Below are 21307 nucleotides of genomic sequence, written 5' to 3'. Positions count from 1 at the left end.
TTTTCAAAAATACTCCTCCTTCTTTTGTAGCAGATATGCAGTCTTACACCGCAGACATATACAGAAATGATACCACTTTTTTCCGGTTCTGCACAGAGACTTTCCATAATTTATTGACTTCTGTAAAGTCCACAGGTAAAATAAATACAATTACAGTTTTTCTGTATATAAATCAAGGACAGGAGAGAACCTATGAAAAAAATATGGATTACAGGTGCCGAAGGCCACATCGGTACTGCCCTTCTGGAACTGCTGGAGGGTGTGGAATATCAGCTTCTTCCGACGGATATTCACGAGGTTGATATTACCAAAATCGATGAAGTCACACAGTTCGTTTATGTCAACCGTCCCGACGTTATCATCAACTGCGCCGGTATGACCGACGTTGCCGAGTGTGAAAAAAACATCGACGAAGCCTATCGTGTCAATGCCATCGGTGTGCGCAACGTAGCGCTTGCCGCCAATGATATCGACGCAAAGGTTATTCAGATCTCAACGGATGATGTTTTCGACAAGGAATCCCGCATCCCGTACAACGAGTTTGATACCGTGCATCCGCGTACGATCTACGGAAAATCAAAAGAGGCCGGAGAGAAAATCCTGACACAGCTTTTGAACCGCTTTGTCATCATCCGAAGCTCCTGGATTTACGGGATCGGCCGCGATTTTGTGGATGAAGTACTCCGCAATGCGGCAAAAGGCGGCACGATGGAGGTTCCAAACAACCAGTATGCGGCTCCGACCAGTGCTTTTGAGCTTGCACGCGTGATCTGCCACTTTATCGACAGCGAGGAGTATGGTCTGTACCACGTTGTCTGCCCCGGAAGCTGCAGCCGCTATGAGTTTGCAAGAACCATCCTCGAGTATACTGGAAAAACCGGTGATCTTGATCTCTACCCGGTTGTCGCACGCGATGATGTCCGCCCAACCTATTCTGTTCTGGACAACATGATGCTCCGCCTGACCGGTATTCCTGAGCCGCTCGACTGGAAAACGGCACTGAAAGAATATCTCGAAGAAACCGGAGGAATCGAATAATGGTCCGAAACAGAAAAGAAACAACGGAAAAGTCAAAAAAGAAGCCCGGGCTTTCCACCCAGATTTTTATTGCCCTGCTGGCCGGTGCGCTGCTCGGCGTGGTGATTCACTATTGGATCCCGTCCAGCTATATCAAGGACACCGTCATCGTAGAAGGTGTGCTGTATGTCATCGGACAGGGCTTTATCCGCCTGATGCAGATGCTTGTCGTACCGCTTGTCTTCTGCTCCCTCGTCTGCGGAAGTATGTCCATCGGAGACAGCAAAACCCTCGGAAAGGTCGGCGTAAAAACGATCGGCTTTTACCTTGTTACCACAGCACTTGCCGTCTGCATCGCACTTGGAACCGCCCTGCTCATTCACCCGGGTCTCGGACTTAACATGGGTGCGGTTCAGAAAGCAGACCTGTCCTCGACAGCAGCAGATTCCAGCGTCAGCCTGGTGGATACACTGCTCAACATCATCCCGAAGAACCCGATTGGTTCCATGGCAAACGGCGATATGCTTCCCATCATCGTATTCGCCCTGTTTGTCGGCGTAATGCTGGCAAAGCTCGGAAACCGCGCTTCGGTCGTTTCCAACTTTATCAGCCAGTTTAACGATGTCATGATGGAAATGACCATGACGGTCATGAAGGTGGCCCCGGTCGGCGTTTTCTGTCTGATTGCACGTACCTTTGCAACGGTCGGCTTTTCTGCGTTCGCACCGATGCTGAAATACATGGGAAATGTAACACTGGCGCTGGCACTGCAGTGCTTCGTCATTTATCAGGTTCTTCTGTTCGTATTCACACGGCTGAATCCGATTAAATTCGTGAAGAAATTCCTTCCGGTTATGGGATTTGCATTTTCCACCGCAACCTCCAACGCGACAATCCCGATGTCGATTGATACGCTGAACAAAAAGATGGGTGTCTCGAAGCAGATTTCTTCGTTCACCATTCCGCTCGGCGCAACCATCAACATGGATGGTACCTCCATTATGCAGGGTGTCGCTGTCATCTTCATCGCAGAGGCGTACGGTATTCATCTGACTCCGGCAAACCTCGCAACGGTTGTTGTTACCGCAACACTGGCTTCCATCGGTACCGCCGGTATCCCAAGCGTCGGACTTGTTACCCTGGCTATGGTACTGAATTCCGTCGGACTGCCAACGGAGGGTATCGCTCTTATCATGGGTATCGACCGTATTCTCGATATGCTGCGTACCGCCGTCAACATCACAGGCGATGCTGTCTGCACAACGATTGTCAGCCATCAGGAAAAGGCGCTCAACCGCGAAGTATTCAATCGCAATTAACTGCAATTAACTGCTTGCGAAAAGCCTTTTTCAGACACGCTCTAAGGCTAAGAAAACGCGTTCCCGTTTTCGGAAACCCCTGTGGTTTCCGGCGGGAACGCGTTTTTCTTATCTCATTTCTCTGTTACAGTTCAAATGCCTGGCGGATGCTGTCGTAATGCAGGAATTTTCCTTCTGCGGCGTATCCTTTGATTTCGTCCAACGTAGCAAAACGGTAGCCGTCCGTTTCTTCCTCCTGAAGGTGAAGATCCTCGTCTTTGACATCCATCACGAAGCGATAGACATCGACAAAGTAGTTGTCTCCCTCATCCGGGTTGATACGCCGGTAAGTGAAGAGGTAGCCGCCGTCTGCCTTGCTCACATCGAGTCCGGTTTCCTCTCTGACCTCACGGCGCACGGCCTCCCAAGAGCTCTCTCCTGCCTGTGCCGCGCCGCCGGAAACCTCCCACCAGCCCGGTGCCCAGGCTTTCGTCATGACACGTTTTGTGATAAGGAAGGTTCCGTCCGGTCTTGCGATTACGCCGAGCACCGTCAGGTGAAATTCGTCCGGCTTCATATGCCAGTCATTCCGCTTCATCGTGCGGCCGGTCGGCTGTTTGTTTTCATCATAGATATCCCAGAGTTCCATATCGTGTTTTCTCCTGTCGAACTTCTTCCGAGCCCCATCGCGATTTTTCTTCCCTTTCGCATGGTTCTGAATCATTACAGATACTGTTTAATCTCTTCCATCACATTTTCCAGCGGAATCTGTGTTTTCAGAGTCTTATCGCGGGATGCAACCTCGACAACGCCCTGTTTCATGTTTTTCGGGCTTACGATGATGCGCAGCGGAATGCCGAGCAGGTCGGCATCGGCAAACATTACGCCGGCTCTGACGCTTCTGTCGTCGTAGATCACTTCGATGCCTGCATTCTGCAGATCCTCGTACAGCTTGTCCGCATATGCTCTGACTCCCTCGTCATCGACGCGGACTGCACAGAGGTGTACCTGCCACGGAGCGATAGCTTTCGGCCAGATCGGGCCGTACTCATCGTGATGTGCCTCGCAGACCGATGCTGCCAGACGGCCGACACCGATACCGTAGCATCCCATGATCGGGGTCTTGCTCTCGCCGTTTGCATCGACATAGGTCATATTCATGGATTTTGTATATTTGGTTCCAAGCTGGAAGATATTTCCGACCTCGATACCTCTGGAGATCTTCACAGTCTTTTTGCCGCATTTCGGGCAGATGCCGCCCTCCTGGATTTTTGCAAAATCGTGATACTCGGCATTCGGAACGTCGCGCTCCATGTCGAGTCCTTTGTAATGATGCTCTGCCTCGTTGGCTCCGCAGGAAAGGTTATTTCTTCCCTCGAGGGATTTATCGTAGAGGACAACGGCATCTCCGTTCACCTTCAGGTTCACCGGTCCGATGTAGCCTGCGTTCAGGCCGCATTCTTCGGTGATCACGGCTGCGTGAACCTGCTCGCCGAGGAAGTTGACCAGCTTCGTCTCGTTGACTTCGAGATCGCCGCGGATGAAAAGGACAACGTATTTATCATCAACATTCTGCTGATAAACAACGGCTTTGCAGGAGTTCTTTGTCTCGTCTCCGAAGAAATTGCAGACGTCTTCAATGGTGTGGACGTTCGGTGTATAAACCTTTTCGAGTGCAGCGGATTCTGCGTCTCTTGCGATATCTGAAATGTTCTCAGCTGCCTCCATGTTGGCTCTGTAATCGCAGGAATCACACAGAACGATGGAATCCTCTCCGACCGGAGTCAGAAGCATGAACTCGTGGGAGATATTTCCGCCCATCATACCGGAATCGGATTTGACAGATACCACCTCCGGCACGCCGACACGCTCGAAGATGCGCTCGTATGCTGCGTGGCATTTCTCGTAATACTGCTCCAGATCTTCCTGGCTGGTATGGAAGGAGTAAGCATCCTTCATCGTAAACTCACGCACACGGATCAGTCCAGCTCTCGGACGGGCCTCATCACGGAATTTTGTCTGGATCTGATAGATCATAAACGGATATTTGGTGTAGCTCTGTGCATACTCGCGTACAAGGTGTACGGCTGCCTCCTCGTGGGTCATGCCGAGTACCATTTTGGCATTGTTGCGGTCTGTGAAGCGCAGCAGCTCATCGCCGATGCTATCGTAACGGCCGGACTCATCCCACAGAGAAGCCGGCATGACAACCGGGAACTGCACTTCCTGGCCGTCGATTTTGTCCATCTCCTCGCGCAGGATCTGCTCGATTTTGCGCACAATGCGACGCAGCGGCAGATAGGAAGAATAGATTCCGTTTGCCATATATTTGATGTATCCGCCTTTTACCATAATAGCATGGCTGTCGATGACACAGTCAGCAGGTCTTTCTTTGAAGCGTTCTCCTACTAATTTTTCAAGTTTCATTTTCTGATTTCCTCCTTATTCTTTGGGTTTTCAACATCTGAAGTCTTCCAGACGCGAGAACATTCCAGCCTGTCCGATTTTAAGCTTTTAGTCAACATTTTACGCATCTAACTCATCACTGAAGTAACGAGAATGCGATGCGCAGTTTTCAAACAGAAAAAAAGCCCTAAACCGCAAGCTGCAGTTTAGGGCGAATTTTTTTATCCGCGGTACCACCTAAATTCAGGAAAACTCCTGCACTCTGACACAGAACATTTGTACCCCACGATTTTTGTATTTTGTAATACGCGTGATCTCTGCTCTCTGTACCTTCTCTGTAACGGGAGATCCCGGTGCAGCCTACGAAATAAATTTTTCCTGATGGATTTTCTTCTCTTCGGTGCACAGCTCCAAGACCGGTTCACGATAGATTCTGCAAAAAGCTTTCACCTGCCGCTTTCTCTCTGAATGCGCTCTGTCGCTACTGTTTCTTTTCTTCGCTTTTTCACTGCACTGATTGTAGCAGAAACCGGAAAAGAATGCAAGCCCGTTCCTTCTGCTTTTTCTGCATAAACGCCCGCCCAGGTTACAGGCCTTCCCGGTACATTCTGCTGATCGCCGCCTGGGCTTCCTCAGACTGTTTTTTCTCAATCCATGCTTTGCGGTCACTCAGGATAGCCAGCATCTCATCGACAACGTCCTCGGCGCGCGGGCTTGTGACGCGGTAGAGATAGCCGAGCATCCGCGTGGCGGTAAAATCGGTGTTCATCTGGCGGTATGCAATTTCCCGGCAGAAGTCGTCCGGGTAACCGTTGTGTTTTAACGCACGGTACAATTCGTCATTTCTCGTTTCTGGCATTGCCTGTCTCCCTTTTTCCTTTAAACATTTACGTTTCCGCTGTTCAGGCCTTCCGTCTTTTCCTCAAGTGGCAGCCAGTCCAGTGCCTTTTTGATCCACTCATCCCAGAAATCCCATTCATGGCCACCCTTACTCTCATAGTAGACAATGTCCATGCCGCTCTCTTCCATCCGTTTATGGTAGAGACGGTTTACTTCCAGAAGTCCGTCCTCTGTTCCGCACGCCTGGAATACGGTCGGCACATTGACAGACGGATCTTTTTTCCGTGCTTCCTTTAACTGCTCGATAAGAACAGCCGGGTTTTTGTCACTCTTTGCTGCTTCGACCAGATTTCCGAAATAACCTTCTTCATGTGCAAAGCTGTCCGCTCTGCTCTCTTCCGGATTTTCCAGCACATGAAGTGCACCGGACAGGCAGATCACAGCCCCGAAGGTATCGTGATATTTCAGGCCATTTCTGAGTGCGCCAAAACCACCCATGGAAAGACCTCCGATAAAGGTGTCTTCTCTTTTTCTGGACAGTGGAAACATTTTTCTTGTAATCTCAACCAGTTCTTCTCCGATAAACTGTCCGTGCATGGCACCGATGGACGGCTGATCCACATAAAACGCATTCTCGCCGGCCGGCATGACAACGGCAAGGTTTTTCTCCTCTGCCCATCTTTGGATTCTGGTTCCATGAACCCAGTCTGTCTCATTCCCAAAAATGCCATGCAGCAAATACAGCGTTTTAAACGGTTTTTCCTCGCGCTCCGGCTGCCCAAAGGTAAATTTGTCGACCGGCAGAATAACCTGCAGCGGTACGGTGCGCATTAAAGTTTTTGACATGAAGCTTACCTGAATAAATGCCATAATAAAAATCCCCCTGTGGATATATATTTTTCTTTATTTTACGCCTTATTTCCGCATTTCGTCAACGTGGAGTTTTGCGTTCCTCCGGTTCCGGCTTGCACCCCGAAGCAATTCACGATATAATCTTGTTTATAGCAATCCCAGAAAATAATGCAAAAAATTCAGCACTGCAGAACGTGAATTACTGCGTCACGGATTTTCGTCGTACCCCGGTACGCCTTCAAATCCGTTCCTTGTAATTCGCGCCCTGCAGCACTGCCTTTTTTGCGTTATTTTCTGGTCTTGCTATAGTTTGAATTTTTTCTGTGACAAGATAAGGAGATTTTCTATTATGATAAAGTTGATTGCAACCGATGTCGATGGAACGCTCGTCAAAGACGGCACACTTCTGATCGACCCGGAATATATGACTGTTGTTTCCAGGCTTGTCGACCAGGGCATCCATTTTGTTGTCTGTTCCGGCCGCCAGTTTTCCAGTGAACAGAAGCTTTTCGCTCCGATCAAGGACCGCCTGCTCTACATCTCCGATGGCGGAACTGTCGTGCGCACACCGGAAAAGATTCTGAAAACATATCCGATGGAAACGGCACTCTGGAAATCCATGTGCCGCATGGTATATGACGAACTTCCGTCCTGCAACTGCTTTGCCGCCACCCCGGACTACTGCCTCGCCGAAGATGCCGGAAGCCGCATGTTTCACTGGCTCCGCGACTCCTACGGCTTCGATGTCCGCGAAGTACCGGATCTGTCGAAGGTAGAAAACGAGGACATTATCAAATTCACGATCTACCATCCAACCTCCTGTGAAGAGCTTTGCTCCCCAAATTTCATCCCGGCGTGGAAGCATCAGGCAAAACTCGCTGTCGCCGGTAAGGAATGGTTGGACTGCAACGCCCGCGGCGTCAGCAAATGGACCGGTCTCTCATTTCTGATGAACTACTTTGGCCTTACCCCAGACGAAGTCTGCTGCTTCGGCGACAACCTGAACGACATCGAAATGCTTCAGAACGCCGGCGAAAGCTACGCCGTCTCCAACGCCCGAGCGGAAGTCATCGCCTCAGTAAAACACACCTGCCCGCCGTACTGGGAGAACGGGGTGCTGCAGGTTTTGAAAACGTTTTTGAAGGAAACGACAAACCCGTTTTGATTTAAAAAATCCAGGCATCCTATACGGATGCCTGGATTTTTAATTCTCTGTTTCTTTACAGTACCCCATGCGGCGCAATGCCGATCGCAAATTCGACTGCAATCGCTACCAGGACTACCAGCAGCGAAATGATGAATCCGTGCAGCATCGGCTTTGCGCCGGAGCGGCAGAGGGATTTGAAATCGGTGTTCAGGCCGATGGCCGCAAGGGCGGCTACCATCAGAAATTTGCTGATGGTTTTTAATGCGGCTGCTGTGCCTGCCGGGATAAGACCTAAGGAGGTCAGTGCTGACATGGCGAGAAAACCTAAGATAAACCATGGAAAAATGGATTTGATGCTTACCTTTACGGCGGTTCCTTCTGCTGCCTGCGCCTTCCGTTTCAGATGTACGTTGATGGCGGCGAATGCCAGGACGGCCGGAATGATGGCGAGGGTCCGTGTCAGTTTTACCATGGTTGCGAAATCACCGGCGGCCTCGCTGAATGCGTAACCGGTGGCAACGACGCTTGATGTGTCGTTGACCGCAGTTCCGGCCCAGAGGCCAAACGCGGCATCCGAAAGGCCCATCCAGTGACCGAGGATCGGGAATACGACGATCATGACCGTATCAAATAAAAACGTTGCGGAGAGGCCATAGGCAATGTCCATATCGGTCGCCTCGATGACCGGCGCGATTGCCGCGATCGCGGAACCGCCGCAGATACCCGTGCCGGCGTTGATGAGGCTGCTCGTCTTCCAGTTCAGTCCAAGTGCTTTTCCGATCAGTGCGCCGAGGCCAAAGCACGTTGCCAGGGTAAATACCATAACCGTCAGGGAAAATCTTCCGACCGTCAGTACCGTGCGGATATTCAGGCTCGCTCCGAGCAGAATAATCGCAAATTTCAGGATCTTCTTCGATGTAAATTTAATTCCCGGCGCTGTCACGCTGTTCGGCTTGTAAAGGGCATTCACAATCATACCGATAAACATGGCGATGACCGACGCCCCGATAAAGTGCAGTCCGGCGCTCTCCTCCAGGCTTTCCAGGAATTTCGCTGCAACCGCAATCACCAGCGCAATCGCTGCTCCGGGAATCAGTTTCTTTGCGTTTTTCATAATAATAACTTCCTCCAGATGTATCGTTTTTTCTCTCTCCCCAAAACATTCCGTATTTTTCATCACATCTGATGCTGCCACTTCCCACTTCGATAGCGAAGGACAAAGAAAATAGCACGAACAACCCAGTCCATCGTCATGGCGACCCAGACACCAAAGACACCGAATCCCATACGCACACCGAGCACATAGCTCATGCCGATTCTGCAGATCCACATGGAAAGGATCGAGAGAATCATACAAAATGCCACATCATTGGACGCGCGGAGTACATTCGGCAGGGTGAAGGCAATTGGCCAGATTATCATACAGCAGATACCATGGTAAACGATGATATCTTCCGTCATGGCAGTTGCCTCCGCAGACAGACTGTAAACGTGAAGCACTGCCGGAAGTGCCGCGATGACACCGAGACAGCAGACGATCATCAGTCCATAAATGATGATGTGCAGCTTTTTCGCATAGTATTTTACCTGCTCATAGTCTCCCGCTCCCGCGCACTGTGCGCTTACGGTCAGCACTGCATTTCCGATCGCCATACCGGGCAGTGTCTGGAAGACAGCAATCGTGTTGGACACCGCATTTGCCGCGATCGACGCTGTTCCGAACTGTGTGATCATACTTAAGACCATGATTTTGCCGAGCTGGAACATACTGTTCTCGAGGCCGTTCGGAATGCCGATGCCAAGGATTTTTTTCAGCATATGGAAATCCGGTTTTACTTTCACCGGATAAGAGCACCGCACCAGATACCGCTTATTATGTACGAGAACAAATGCTGCCACAGCCGCGTACATACGTGAAAGCAGCGTCGGAATCGCAACGCCGTCCACGCCGAATTTCAGCGCATAGACCAGAAGCGCATTTCCCGAAATATTGATCAGGTTCATGACGATGGATATTTTCATCGGCGTTTTCGAATCACCCTGCGCACGGAAAATGGCCGCACAGCCGTTGTAAACCGCCAGAAACGGAATGGAGGCCGCTACGATCATCAGATAAATATTGCAGTTTCTTTCTACCTCTGCCGTAATGTTTCCAAACACAACATGCAGAATAAACGGCTTTAAAAGATAGACCGCCGCCATGATCACAACTGACAGCGCCGTTGTCACCAGCAGAAGCTGGTCAGCTGCCTCACATGCTTTATGCGGCCGCTTCTTTCCGATATACTGGCCGCACACGACGGCTCCGCCGGTTGCAATCGCGGTGAACATGTTGATCAGCAGAATAAAGATTGTATCAATCAGCGACACACTCGACACCGCCGCCTCGCCGACACTGGATACCATAATTGAATCCGCCATGCCGACTGCGATGGCAAGAAGCTGTTCAATCAGAAGCGGCACAATCAGCCGTTTCAGATCCGCATTGGAGAACAGGTCACCATCCCGTTCCTTCAGATAATTCATCTTTTGTTTCCTCCATTTTCATACCTTCTCTGTTGATGATTTTTCACGCATGTGTATTACACTCATGCTGTTTTTATCTTACCTGCATTTTTACGTAAAAGCAAGAAGAACCGGCATCATTTCTTTACCGGTTCTCCATTGATTGCCTGTACCAGGACTTTGTCAAATCTTGCGTATTTTTTTACTTCTTTCATCAGCGTATCGAGGTCTTTCACAATCTGCTCGCGCTTTCCTGTCGGTCCTATGAAATATTCTCTGCTGCCCATTTCCAGCAGATTTCCTGTCGTTCTTGTCCGTACGCCGAAGGTAAGTCTTCTGCTTCCCCGCCGGTAATAAATCGTATAGGTACGCGGCACGTAGTTGAACAGGGAGCTTTCGATTTGGGAAATCGTGTAAAATTCACCGCTCTCTTTCGCCGCCGCATACCGCCGGTCTTTCAAACAGTCCATTTCGGCTACGGAAATGAAGCAGATCAGATAGTCCAGAAACGAAAACACAACCAGAATCATTGCTTCCACAATTCGTCCCAGATTTGTTCCATCCAGAATATGAACATAGATGTCGCCGTAAAATACCGCAAAGAAAAGAACAATACTTAAAATAATCTTGATCCACGGCCAGAGACGGGATTTAATTTTCCGATTTACCTTAAAAACATTAATCCATTCAAGCAACTGTTTATCCTCCATCAATGTAATGATGTCTGTATTTATTTTACACTCTTTTCTCCGTAAAAACAACAGGGAAGCAGAACACTTTCTGTTATAGTTCACTGGTATCCAACGAACTATAATTCTAAAACATTTCCTTCTTTCTTTTTCCAAATTTGCGTATAAAAAGGGAAGTGGCTGGTAATTCGTGGGATCTTACGGCCACTTCCACTCTTCTCATGCTTTATTTACTTTCCGTATACTTGACACCGTATGAAGTGAGGAGGTCACAAAATTCGTCGGCACTGATTGGCATAGTACGGACACAACTAAATTGTGACTTATCAAATATCACAAAGCTAGTAAATGGATGATATGTTGAAAAAAACAGACCACTATCTTTTTGTTTTGATACGTTAAAGAAAAAATGATTTTTATATCTTTGTATAACGGAAAAATCCTCCCATACAATTTTTTTCTTATATCCCAAAAAGGCAAGTTCCATTCCCCACTTATGGATGTAAATACGTGTTAAAGCATCTACACTTCCCCATGACACTATCCCACAAATAAACATTATTCCAAATATTACCCAAAGCTTTTGAGGCAAATTATATAATTCACATTGATTTTTTGCATCTTCCCAAAATCTTGTCATAAGATACCCGATGCCTATTAATGTAGCAACTTGTGCAAACATAAAAAACTTACGATATCCTGCTCTCATATTTTCTCTTTAATTCCTTCGATCTTTATTTTCTTTCCGTGTACTGAATACCATATGAAGTGAGCAGTTCACAAAATTCGTCGGCGTTAAGCGGCATGGTATGAACAGAACGATTTCGCGAATTATCGAATATTACAAAACTGGTAAAGGGATGAAACATTGCCCAATACGGACCTGCATCTTTTTGTTTTGACATATTGAAGAAAAAATGATTATGATATCTTCGTATAACAGAAAATTCTTCCCATTCGATTTTTTTCTTATATTTCAAAAATGAGATCTGCATTCCCCATTCATAAATGTAAATACTGGTTAAAGTATTTATAATTCCAGCAGCCGTACCAAAAGTATAAATCATAAACCACAATATCATAAGTGCTTTATCTTGCATGTTATAAGAACTAATTTGACCTTTTCCCTCTTCCCAAAAATTCAGCATAAGGTATCCGCAGCCCATAAATACCAATATACTAAAATATTTATAAAATTTACGATATCCTGCCTTCATATTTGCCACCTACTAATTTAACTTTTTGAACATTTCCGCTTTTACAACATCAAAGTTGTCTGCGCAAAGGAATCTGCACAATTCCAGATCGTAATAGCGGCTGGCGGTGACATAGAGCTTGGTGTCGTCATCGTAGCAGTAAGCACGATAGCGGAATGGATTGAGCTTTCCGATATTTTCTCCGCTGGTATCGGTCAGACCGGTCTGTTTTCCCCATATTTAAAACGAGCATTACCTCTATTAGAAATATAATACTTGTTTTTAATGAATATGCATGGAACTCATCTTTTCCATTTACCCATATACTCACCACATAGTAATTAATAATAACACACAGAATCAAATCTACACCTGTACCAAATTTTCCCCATATTACTTTCATACAATTTTCTCCTCGTTATTTCTTTCGACTGTGCAATATTCGCACCACTTGTATCCATGGTATTTACCAGTTCTCCCCCTGCATCGTAAGAATAGTTTACTCCCTGCTTTCCATCGCTGTCAATCCGTCCGATGACATCGTTTTGCAAAGATGGGATTTTATACTCTTCCCCCGTAAAAACAATATGCTTTATGGCAGTTGATCCATCCCGCTCCCGACAGCAGTCTGCCCCAGCTTTTGTTTCTGATTTCTGTGATCGTATAGCTTCCCTGGTCTTTGATGACTCCCACCACCGGGTATTCTACTCCGGGACCTGTGCGGATGTTGAGCGCCGGGTCTGTTACACGGTAGATGCCGGGATTGTATTCACTTTTCTCACTGCCGTCTTCTGTTTCCCGAATCAGACGCTGGAACCGCTCCCAGTCTCCCCGCTTCTGAATCTGGGACGGGCAGTTTTTGCTGCAGATGTCGTAATGCCGGTAAACTGCATCTGATGGAATCCCCGTCTCGTTCATCAGGTTTTTCACCAGCTCCACCGTATGTAAAAATGCGGTTTCGTAATCATATCCTTTCTGCACGCACATCTCAACCGCGATGCTGTTCCGGTTTCCATATCTGCCGAATAGATTTTTACTTCCATAATTTCTCCCGACATGCCAGCATCCTCTGCTGTGCGGCGCAGCCTGATAAGCGATCTCCCCGTCATCTACGTAATAATGCGCCGACATAATCTGAAAATTTCCCTGGTACTGCGCTCTTGCATGCGCGCGGGCATCGGCTCCGGCGGCAAAATTGTCTGTATTGTGTACCACAATACACTGCGGATGATTTTCCGACCATGTATTCTGGTTGCTACAATAGCTTCTGTCAACCCTCATTTACTCTGCTCCTCCTTTCTCAGCACATCAATCCTTGACCGCAGAACCTCAGGGATTTTCACACCCATCAGCCCTGCATTTTCCAAGATTGAAACCGCTTCATTTAAAATAAATCCAATGCAGACGGCATCCCGCAGATAATTCGTCTGTGTGAGCTGATCCAGTTTTTCCGCGACCAGCACAAAGAACAGCATCATCCCTTTTCTGCAAAGCCCTTTCCATCCCGCACGGCTCTCCAACGTTCCGTTTTCAGATTTCGGACTCTTTTTAAAAACAACAGGAAGCAGAACACCTCCTGTGATCCAGTCAATTGCCATGAAGCAGACCAGCGTTTCCAGCGCAGCATCCCAGCCTCCAAACTGTGCCGCAAGGAAGCTGCCTGCTGCGGCAAGGATCGTGCGATAAATTGATTTCATTGGCATTTCCTTCTTTCTTTTTCTAAATTTGCATATAAAAAGGGAAGTGGCTGGTAATTCGTGGATCTTACGGCCACTTCCACTCTTTTTGTATGTTATTTACTTTCCGTATACTTGACACCGTATGAAGTGAGGAGTTCACAAAATTCGTCGGCGCTGAGCGGTATGATTCCCCAGCCCGGTCCGCGGAACTTGTCGAATATCATGATACTGGTAAATGGGTGATAGGTACACCAGAACAAACTGTCATCTTTCTGTTTCGATATGTTGAAGAAAAAATGATCATTGTATCTTTGTATCACAGTAAAATCTTCCCATTCTATCTTTTTTTCATAGCCCCAAAAAGATAACATTATTCCCCATTCATAAATATAAATTCGTTTTAGTAGAAATGTCACAGTTCCATAAGCTGCTATGCTTAAAAAGAACATTATTCCTAGAAACACTATGATACTTGTTTTTAATGAATAGGCGTGGAACGCATCTTTTTCATTTACCCACAGGCTCACCCACCAATAACTACTAATAGCACACACAATCAGGTCTACGCCGGTACCAAATTTTCCCCATACTACTTTCATACAATCTTCTCCTCGTTATTTCTTACGCTTTGCCTTTGTACAAAACTATTTTTCTTCGCGCAAAGGCATCTTAAAACTTTTCTATCTAAGCGCTGGAAGTCCTATATTTTGCATTTTTCTGGAAATTGCAGGCTTATTACTCTGCCAGTTCTTCTTTTTCCCCCCAACTTTTTTTGTACTAAAGTTGATGTTGCTGTTTTTCTTAAGTGTTGATCCATTTTTATTTGCCTGTTTCTTGGGTTTTCCAAACACTCCATCCAAAACACCGCTTTTGGGATAGCTCAGTAATGGAGACTGAAAAAAGTCTGTAAAAGCACCCAATGCATTCTCAATAGTTTCATTTTTTACATATGCGTTATACGTTTTAGGTTCTAACAAGGTCATTATAGCATCGTAAAATCCTGCCCCCATTGCTCTTGCCATATCTCCTGATTCCTGATACTCTAAATATCCTCCTTTCAAACCACTTACTACTACTGAAAAGATAATTCCTTGGCTATCTCCCAAAACACTACTGATTGCACTTTCTATGGCCACCTCTGCAATTCCTTCTAAGGTTACTTTCTCATTCGCCATTCCGCACTGTACCGCATATACAAATACATCTTTTAAGATATTCCATGCTACTTTTCTGGGATCGATTCCTGGGAATGCCAGCATTAAAATTCCAAAATCACCATCATCATCTACCGCATTCACCGGATTGTTGCAACAGTACACATAAAGGTTCTTTCCATTCATGCTAAACATTTTCGCTTTTACAGCATCAAAGTTGTCCGCACAAAGGAATCTGCACAATTCCGGATCATAATAACGGCTGGCGGTGACATAGAGTTTGGTATCGTCATCGTAGCAGTAAGCACGATAACGGAATAGGTTTAGTTTTCCGATATTTTCTCCGCTGATATCGGTCAGACCAGTCTGTTTTCCCCATGCATCGTAAGAATAGTTTACTACCTGTTTTCCATCGCTGTCAATCAGTCCTATGACATCATTCTGGCTGTTGTACAAGTAATAATACTCTTTTTCTCCCTTTTTCAGCATCAGCGGGGATTTATCCGCACCGTAAACAAACTGAACCAGTACATCTCCATACTTCGTTCCCATCAGTTTGTTTCCGCACCAGTAGTTCTTATGGCTGATTCCGTTCAGGTCTTTCCACTGGACTCTGTGTCCTTCGCTGTCGTAATGGTAAACTGCTTTCTTTCCGTTTAAGGTCAGACTCTGCAGCAGGCTTCCTCTGTACCAGGTCAGTGTTCTTCCCTGATAAGCTGTAATGTTGCCGACCGCATCATAGGAAATGCTGCTGCCATTATAGGAAATAAGCTGATCTTTCCATCCTGAAGCACGGTAGGTAAACAGATCTGTCTTTACCGCATTGCCCAGTGCTCCCGTTGTATAGGAATACTCTTTTCTGGACGTCATATTCATTCCGGCATCGTAGGTATACGTAATACTCTTATTTTCCCATGCAGAATCCACACGGGTCAGTTCACTCAAAGCATTATACGTATATTTTACTTTCTGAACACCATTCTCGGAAATCGTAACAATATTTCCCACAGCATCATAAACAAAGGACAGTTTCTTTCCGTTATTGTTGATTTCTTTGAGAAGCAAGGTTGTAATTCCCGCTTTTCTTCCCGGCACAAAGGTATAGTCGACCGGATATGTTTTGTCCTTCAGATGAATGGTTTTTCTGGTAACACGACATAACGTGTCAAAGGTATACGAAATTTTGACTGCATCATTTACCTTGATCTGATAAATCACATCCGGTGCCTGTGCTTTTCCAACCTCTCCAAATACGCACGATGTTGAAATTTTGCTGTCATCAATCTGATGTACCATGCCTGTGCGTCTGTTCTTGTTGTCATACTGAATGCGCGCCGTTTCTCCATCTGTTGTGCGGTATCCTGCCATTCTCTGGATCATGTCATAGTCAAAGAAAATCTTTCTGTCGTTTTCCAGATCCTCATGGTAAAATACATTTCCATAGTCATCATAGATATTTCGGAAGACTGTCGTTCCATTCCACTTCTGCTCCACGATCTGCTCGTACTTGTCATAGCTGTTTTTCAGCACTTCTCCTGTCGCATACTTTACTTCGCTGAGCGGTCCGTCCGACGGAAGATAATCGTATTCTTCCAGTGCATTTCCGCCTGCCAGAATTCTGGTCTGATTTCCGAGTAAATCATATTCATAGGTATACTCGAATCCATTGTGGGCAATCGTTTTTAACCGGTCACCTTCATCATACGTATAACCCAGTTTTACCGTATTTGTTCCATCAGAAGCCGTCGCACCGGTCAGAAGGTCATTCTTGGTATCATACGTATACGTTACCTTATTCCCTTTTGCATCGGTAACTCCCGTCAGCAGGCGTTCTTTGCTGTCGTATTCGTTTGTTGTTACAAATCCTCTGGCATCTGTCAGTGTTTTTACATTTCGGCCGGTTGCCGTGTAGGTATACTGCGCCGTCATACGTTCGCTGCATTTCTCCAAAATAAATTCCTGTGGACTCATGGCTTCTACTGTTGGATATGCTCCGTTAATTGCTGTATTCTCTTCATGTGAGAGACTTGGAATCATAAAATACCGGCTGTTCTGTTTGATGCAATAATTATTTTTATCCTCTTCACTCACTTCAAACCAGAATTTCTGTTTGCTGTCCGATGTATTTTTCACCTGCAGCGTGAGTGTTCCATCCGAAGCCATAGAAAGTGCTTTTCCCTCTGCATTGGCCGGTTCCAGGAAAAATCCACCTGTTTCATCTCCATGAATCAGAAACATCTGTGCTTCTTTTCCTAAATACCGATTCTGAACAACTGTTGATCCCGCTGTTGTTCCATTTACCTGCATATACTGTCCACTGTATCCAAGACGCATCATATAAATCCCGCCGGAAATCGGCTGGTCACTCTTTCGTTCATATGCAACAGGCTCAAAATACCACTGCTGATTCGGATGTGTTTCTGACTGATCCCAAATCTGTAACTGAATCGAATTATCAAGCTGTGCTCTCGGAAGATCAATCGCTTTTTTGTCCTTAGAAATTTTACTTGTGATCAAATACATTCCTTCTCCTACTGGTTTGATACGAAATTTCTGTGAATCTTTGTTTGCGTATGCAGCTAACTTCGCCTTTGCCCCATTTGCATCCGTTCCGATATCCAGTACATATGTCTCATTTCCGTCAAATGCTTTGAAAATAATATATCCTTCTCCGGCATCCTCAATACGCCATTTCTGCTCCGAACTTCCCGAAAACTCATACTGCTGAACTGCTGCTCCATCTTTATTAGATGCATCTTTTACATCGATATACTTACCAGATTTTCTGTGGCGAATATAATAACTTCTGCCAGCCATTACCGACGTACTTACCCTGTCATGATGAATCACTACGTCCTGCGGATTTCCCTTGTTATCATAGGTATAACGGTACTGAACTCCCTCTGAATTTCTTGCCGCTGTCATATTTTTCTTTCCATCATATTCATACTCAAACGAAGAGCCGGTCACTTTAACCATTTTGGAAAGCAGGTCTGTTTTGTTGCAGATAAATGCATTCTGCTCCGCTGCTGTCTTGGCACTTACAATATTTCCATTTGCATCATACACGTAACTTTCCGCATCATCACGGATCAGCTGTAAGCCGGTAAAGAATGCATCATTCTGCTGTTTCTGGTATTCGAGATAGATCTGAATGGATTCGTAGGTCTTATTTGTTGTGGAACCATCTTTCCTGGTCAGGATTACGCCATTGACAAACTGCCACTCTGTCACATACGGATTGCAGTTCACAATTGTCTCTGTCGTTGTTTTGTCGGTAAAATGAACCACTGCACGAACACGGAAGGTTCGGCCCGGAATGGCGTCTGCTTTCACACTGCATCCGAGCACAAATACATCGCCTTCTTTTCCGCTCACCTTTACGGTTTGCATCAGGCTCTTATCTTTGGACAAGTTACCTCGTAATCTTGCACATTTACCTTTAACTGAATCTGTTACAATCTGGTCTGCACTTTCTCCCTGACTTAATTTCCAGCCATATTCCCCTGTTGTGTCAAATGTATCTTCGAAAAATGCATCGTGCAGCATGTTAAATTTGTTTGCTGCCATTGATTTTTCCAACTGGAAACAGGAAAAACAAGCCCATCCCTGCATATTATCCAAGAAAAACGCGGTAGTTACCTCCGTCTGAGATGCAATCGTAATAGTTACCGATACACGAGTCCATTCATCCGAATCTGTATCTTTCACCTCTGTTACCAGATCCATTTTCTCTGTATTTCCGGAAGAAAGTAAAATTCCGGCACCGCATTCGGAACGCTTTTTCTCCGGATCTGGTACACATTTTTCAACCTTAACATAACAGGAAAAAGTATAAGTTCCTTTTTCTAACGTATACGTTTTAGAGTATCCATATCTACCATTTACGGTATCTTTATTTATTGTACAAAAAGTTCCCGAAGGGAATCCCCCTAACGCTCTAAATCCAATAACTGCATTTTCATTTCCTGTGTTAATCTGATTCCACTGTAATAAAAATGGTTCTGGATCCATTCGGTTCCTGACGGCTTTCTGTAAAGTTCCTGTCATGCTCAGCTTGTTATTCTTTCGTCCTTCCCGTAAAAACTGATAACTGTTTGCAGCACCATCTTCATCCGACACATCCGCCGGGCAGCCGAAATTGTCAAAGTGGTAGGTAAACTTTCGATTATCACCTGTCCGACTGATTTCTCCATCCAATCCCTGTGTTTCAAACACCGTAGTATTTCCATTTCGATAGGAAATTTTCATTCTCTGCCCATTCTGTGGTCCTGTATGTTCAAAAACTTCTGACACTCGTTTTACTCCGCAGTCATCCTGGTACTTATATGAAATCTGTCGCCCATCATTATTCTGTACGCTCACCAGAATATCTCCATCGTAGAAAAATTCCGTACTTTTATTATCCGGATAACTAATTCTGGTCAGATGTCCTGCACTGTCATAGGAAAAATAAATGCTTCTTCCATTCGCATTCAGATTGCCCAGATTATTATCTTTTCCATATCTGAAGTCCATTCTTGCACCGGTAGGATCAATCAGATATGCCAGATAGTTACCTGCTGTGGACGGACCATACTGCGCTTTCTGCAGATTTCCGTTGGAATCCTTGATACTCCGCATGTATTTGTCCTGACCAAACGCATATTCCCAGCCGTTTTTGTCCTTCATGATGTAATAAGAATCTCCGTCAGAAGAACTTGTCTGCGTCAGCTCATATCCAAAGCCATCTTCATCCTTTAATTTATTTCCATCCGCTGTGTCTTTATAAAAGTAATGTCGGGTTCCGTCTCCATCTGTGTAGACATACGGGAAGTTTGCGTTTCCTGTGGCTTCCATTTCCTGGATGAAGTTCATTCTCCAGCCTTTTCCCATACGGTTGTTTTTACTCCGTTCTGACAGATTATACACATGACGGATATGAATCGGCAGCAGCCCACCGCTGGTTGACGCATCTTCATGCACCCATACAAGGTTTCCATTGAAGTCATTAACATAGCCATGGCCTGCGCGTCCGGCATCCTGCTCATGGTAGCTGTAATAGTCCTCGAGTCCTGTTGTACTACGGTAATAAAAGATTCCTTGCGGGAAATACTCGGAAGTAATTCCATAAGAGTTATTGGATGGATAATCAGAAGAAATGAAAACGGCTTCCTGATATGGTGTCTCATTCTGTGCCGTGATAACAATTCCATGATTTACCCCTGTGTTGTACCACTCACGCACCAGTTTTGTTACGTTGAATCCGCACGGTGTAACGGTAATTGTATTACCGGACTGTACCTGCTTTACACTGCAGTAATCCAGTACATTCGACTGATATGCCGGCTGATTGTTCCATGTGGTTGATCCCGGATTCCATCCTCCCGTTACTTTATGGGCGGTAATAAAAAACGGCTGGTTGCTGTCCGAAGAATACCGGTACTGCCATACATAGATTTTTGCATCGTAGATAACCGCTCCAGGTTCCATTGCAGGCAAGCTGGTAAATTTCAGGAAAGAACGGCATTTTCCATATTCCCGGTTATGGCCTACGGTAAAAGAACCATAAGAAGCTACCACCGCGCTGTCCGGACTTTTTTCTCGGACAAACGTATCGTCAATTGCCCTATTTGTTTTCGAGGTTTCTGCCGATGGATCAATCACAACCGGATATACTCGGTTTTCGTCCTGAAGCCATGTCTGATCCGGTACGACGCTTAAAATACTGCAATGCTGCTCCGCATCGGTTTCCAGTTCATAGTGTACCTGTTCCGAATAATTTCCGGCTGCATCGTACATACACGGCGGGGCAAAATAATAAAAAACTTCTTCTGTTTCTTCATCAATCAGGTCAATTCCTCCGTCTTCCCGAATGACAATCATCATCCCCGGGAACTGCAGGGAAAACGAATATTCAAGAGCTGCTGCTTTTACCGATTTTAAGATCAGGTTTTCTTTTACCTGTTCTCCGATGATTTTGTATTCGAGATCTACATTCTCTGCAATCTCTGCATAATGTCCGGCAGCCACAAGACCCGGAACACTCATTTTTTCCTGATTTTCCTGCTCCACGCTTTTTTCTTCTGTTTTCTGCACTGCGGCTCTGTTCTGCATTCCTTCTTCTGTCGGATAGAGATTTTCCGGCTGAAATACAGCTTCACGCTTCTGTGCCTGTACTGCCGCCTGGCTTCGGATGTTCTGTTTTTTCTGCTTTTCTGCCAGAAATCCCCAGCTCAGTTTTCTTCCCGTTTTTTCAATAGTAACCATTTCATTTGCATTACTGCTTTCTGCAAAATGGACTTTTACCCGGGATGCATGGTTCTGATAACCGTTTTCTGTTTTTTCCAGTCTGTTATCAATTTCCTTCCACTCTTCTCCTTCTTTATAATGAACCGGGTATCCGTAAATGACGGCTGCACCGCCATGATTTTCTGTTCGGAAGTTTTTGGTAAAACGGTCTCGTTTCTGTAAAATTTCCGCGATTACGCGATCTGTTTTCTGACTCATTTTAATTTCTCCTTTTTCTTCATCCTGTATTGTTT

General features: G+C 45.8%; 17 protein-coding genes and 1 other annotated feature. Of the genes, 3 read left to right on the top strand and 14 right to left on the bottom strand.

The genetic code is table 11. The features are described 5' to 3' along the window. Positions 1-192: 192 nt before the first annotated feature. Entirely contained in the window at positions 193-1038 is an 846-nt protein-coding gene (gene rfbD / locus DWX00_RS06450) for a dTDP-4-dehydrorhamnose reductase (RefSeq protein ID WP_117509864.1), read from the top strand. Continuing rightward, entirely contained in the window at positions 1038-2336 is a 1299-nt protein-coding gene (locus tag DWX00_RS06445) for a dicarboxylate/amino acid:cation symporter (RefSeq protein WP_118594869.1), read from the top strand. Before rfbD ends, DWX00_RS06445 begins: the two co-directional genes overlap by 1 nt. Positions 2337-2460: 124 nt before the next feature. On the opposite strand, the gene DWX00_RS06440 is transcribed toward DWX00_RS06445, so the two are convergent. From DWX00_RS06440 to DWX00_RS06425, 4 genes are all read right to left on the bottom strand, one after another. Continuing rightward, complete coding sequence (locus tag DWX00_RS06440) at positions 2461-2964, bottom strand: NUDIX hydrolase (RefSeq protein ID WP_117802374.1); 504 nt, start codon at positions 2962-2964, stop codon at positions 2461-2463. Between the two features lie 74 nt (positions 2965-3038). Next, positions 3039-4742 carry a proline--tRNA ligase gene (locus DWX00_RS06435; protein ID WP_118594868.1) on the bottom strand — a complete coding sequence of 568 codons (1704 nt, stop codon included), beginning with the start codon at positions 4740-4742 and terminating at the stop codon, positions 3039-3041. A gap of 183 nt (positions 4743-4925) precedes the next feature. Beyond that, positions 4926-5228 (bottom strand) — a binding site (T-box leader). A 79-nt stretch (positions 5229-5307) separates the two neighbouring features. Beyond that, positions 5308-5580, bottom strand: a complete 273-nt coding sequence (locus DWX00_RS06430) for a hypothetical protein (RefSeq protein ID WP_022461797.1) — start codon at positions 5578-5580, stop codon at positions 5308-5310. 20 nt (positions 5581-5600) lie between these two features. After that, entirely contained in the window at positions 5601-6431 is an 831-nt protein-coding gene (locus DWX00_RS06425; RefSeq protein ID WP_055219937.1) for an alpha/beta hydrolase, read from the bottom strand. Positions 6432-6762: 331 nt separating this feature from the next. Here DWX00_RS06425 and DWX00_RS06420 point away from each other — a divergent pair, with 331 nt between their 5' ends. Then, on the top strand, positions 6763-7578 hold the full coding sequence (locus DWX00_RS06420) for a Cof-type HAD-IIB family hydrolase (protein WP_055219939.1): 816 nt from the start codon (positions 6763-6765) through the stop codon (positions 7576-7578). A gap of 55 nt (positions 7579-7633) precedes the next feature. Here DWX00_RS06420 and DWX00_RS06415 read toward each other — a convergent pair whose 3' ends face one another. The 10 genes from DWX00_RS06415 to DWX00_RS06370 form a co-directional block, all read right to left on the bottom strand. Next, positions 7634-8674 (bottom strand): YeiH family protein, encoded by a 1041-nt coding sequence (locus tag DWX00_RS06415; protein ID WP_055220157.1) that lies wholly within the window; start codon positions 8672-8674, stop codon positions 7634-7636. A 62-nt stretch (positions 8675-8736) separates the two neighbouring features. Then, on the bottom strand, positions 8737-10086 hold the full coding sequence (locus tag DWX00_RS06410) for an MATE family efflux transporter (protein WP_055219941.1): 1350 nt from the start codon (positions 10084-10086) through the stop codon (positions 8737-8739). A gap of 116 nt (positions 10087-10202) precedes the next feature. Beyond that, a complete protein-coding gene (locus tag DWX00_RS06405) occupies positions 10203-10760 on the bottom strand; it encodes a hypothetical protein (protein WP_055219943.1) in 558 nt (185 codons plus the stop codon). Between the two features lie 220 nt (positions 10761-10980). Further along, positions 10981-11463: a hypothetical protein gene (locus tag DWX00_RS06400; RefSeq protein WP_055219945.1), complete on the bottom strand. Its 483-nt coding sequence runs from the start codon at positions 11461-11463 to the stop codon at positions 10981-10983. Positions 11464-11488: 25 nt separating this feature from the next. Then, the gene (locus DWX00_RS06395; RefSeq protein ID WP_055219947.1) at positions 11489-11971 is read right to left on the bottom strand and encodes a hypothetical protein; all 483 of its coding nucleotides are present in this window, start codon (positions 11969-11971) and stop codon (positions 11489-11491) included. A 127-nt stretch (positions 11972-12098) separates the two neighbouring features. Further along, the gene (locus DWX00_RS06390) at positions 12099-12353 is read right to left on the bottom strand and encodes a hypothetical protein (RefSeq protein WP_055219949.1); all 255 of its coding nucleotides are present in this window, start codon (positions 12351-12353) and stop codon (positions 12099-12101) included. Positions 12354-12511: 158 nt separating this feature from the next. Then, on the bottom strand, positions 12512-13231 hold the full coding sequence (locus DWX00_RS06385; protein ID WP_055219951.1) for an N-acetylmuramoyl-L-alanine amidase: 720 nt from the start codon (positions 13229-13231) through the stop codon (positions 12512-12514). Beyond that, positions 13228-13647, bottom strand: a complete 420-nt coding sequence (locus tag DWX00_RS06380) for a phage holin family protein (protein ID WP_055219953.1) — start codon at positions 13645-13647, stop codon at positions 13228-13230. The genes DWX00_RS06385 and DWX00_RS06380 overlap by 4 nt, the downstream gene beginning before the upstream one ends. 95 nt (positions 13648-13742) lie before the next feature. Beyond that, the gene (locus DWX00_RS06375; RefSeq protein ID WP_055219954.1) at positions 13743-14228 is read right to left on the bottom strand and encodes a hypothetical protein; all 486 of its coding nucleotides are present in this window, start codon (positions 14226-14228) and stop codon (positions 13743-13745) included. Positions 14229-14309: 81 nt separating this feature from the next. Beyond that, entirely contained in the window at positions 14310-21272 is a 6963-nt protein-coding gene (locus tag DWX00_RS06370; protein WP_118594867.1) for a DNRLRE domain-containing protein, read from the bottom strand. Positions 21273-21307 lie beyond the last annotated feature (35 nt).

The sequence above is a fragment of the Blautia sp. AF17-9LB genome (assembly GCF_003479185.1).
Taxonomy (GTDB): Bacteria; Bacillota; Clostridia; order Lachnospirales; family Lachnospiraceae; genus Fusicatenibacter; species Fusicatenibacter saccharivorans.
The sequence above is the reverse complement of the archived record's forward strand: the minus strand, read 5'-3'. Positions and strand labels throughout refer to the sequence as shown.

What these genes read in the sequence shown, in the direction of transcription:
- DWX00_RS06410 (WP_055219941.1), bottom strand. Translation starts at nt 10,086, where the DNA reads ATGAATTATCTGAAGGAACGGGATGGTGACCTGTTCTCCAATGCGGAT.
- DWX00_RS06430 (WP_022461797.1), bottom strand. Translation starts at nt 5,580, where the DNA reads ATGCCAGAAACGAGAAATGACGAATTGTACCGTGCGTTAAAACACAAC.
- rfbD (WP_117509864.1), top strand. Translation starts at nt 193, where the DNA reads ATGAAAAAAATATGGATTACAGGTGCCGAAGGCCACATCGGTACTGCC.
- DWX00_RS06390 (WP_055219949.1), bottom strand. Translation starts at nt 12,353, where the DNA reads ATGAAAGTAATATGGGGAAAATTTGGTACAGGTGTAGATTTGATTCTG.
- DWX00_RS06380 (WP_055219953.1), bottom strand. Translation starts at nt 13,647, where the DNA reads ATGAAATCAATTTATCGCACGATCCTTGCCGCAGCAGGCAGCTTCCTT.
- DWX00_RS06375 (WP_055219954.1), bottom strand. Translation starts at nt 14,228, where the DNA reads ATGAAAGTAGTATGGGGAAAATTTGGTACCGGCGTAGACCTGATTGTG.
- DWX00_RS06425 (WP_055219937.1), bottom strand. Translation starts at nt 6,431, where the DNA reads ATGGCATTTATTCAGGTAAGCTTCATGTCAAAAACTTTAATGCGCACC.
- DWX00_RS06415 (WP_055220157.1), bottom strand. Translation starts at nt 8,674, where the DNA reads ATGAAAAACGCAAAGAAACTGATTCCCGGAGCAGCGATTGCGCTGGTG.
- DWX00_RS06395 (WP_055219947.1), bottom strand. Translation starts at nt 11,971, where the DNA reads ATGAAGGCAGGATATCGTAAATTTTATAAATATTTTAGTATATTGGTA.
- DWX00_RS06440 (WP_117802374.1), bottom strand. Translation starts at nt 2,964, where the DNA reads ATGGAACTCTGGGATATCTATGATGAAAACAAACAGCCGACCGGCCGC.
- DWX00_RS06435 (WP_118594868.1), bottom strand. Translation starts at nt 4,742, where the DNA reads ATGAAACTTGAAAAATTAGTAGGAGAACGCTTCAAAGAAAGACCTGCT.
- DWX00_RS06445 (WP_118594869.1), top strand. Translation starts at nt 1,038, where the DNA reads ATGGTCCGAAACAGAAAAGAAACAACGGAAAAGTCAAAAAAGAAGCCC.
- DWX00_RS06400 (WP_055219945.1), bottom strand. Translation starts at nt 11,463, where the DNA reads ATGAGAGCAGGATATCGTAAGTTTTTTATGTTTGCACAAGTTGCTACA.
- DWX00_RS06385 (WP_055219951.1), bottom strand. Translation starts at nt 13,231, where the DNA reads ATGAGGGTTGACAGAAGCTATTGTAGCAACCAGAATACATGGTCGGAA.
- DWX00_RS06420 (WP_055219939.1), top strand. Translation starts at nt 6,763, where the DNA reads ATGATAAAGTTGATTGCAACCGATGTCGATGGAACGCTCGTCAAAGAC.
- DWX00_RS06370 (WP_118594867.1), bottom strand. Translation starts at nt 21,272, where the DNA reads ATGAGTCAGAAAACAGATCGCGTAATCGCGGAAATTTTACAGAAACGA.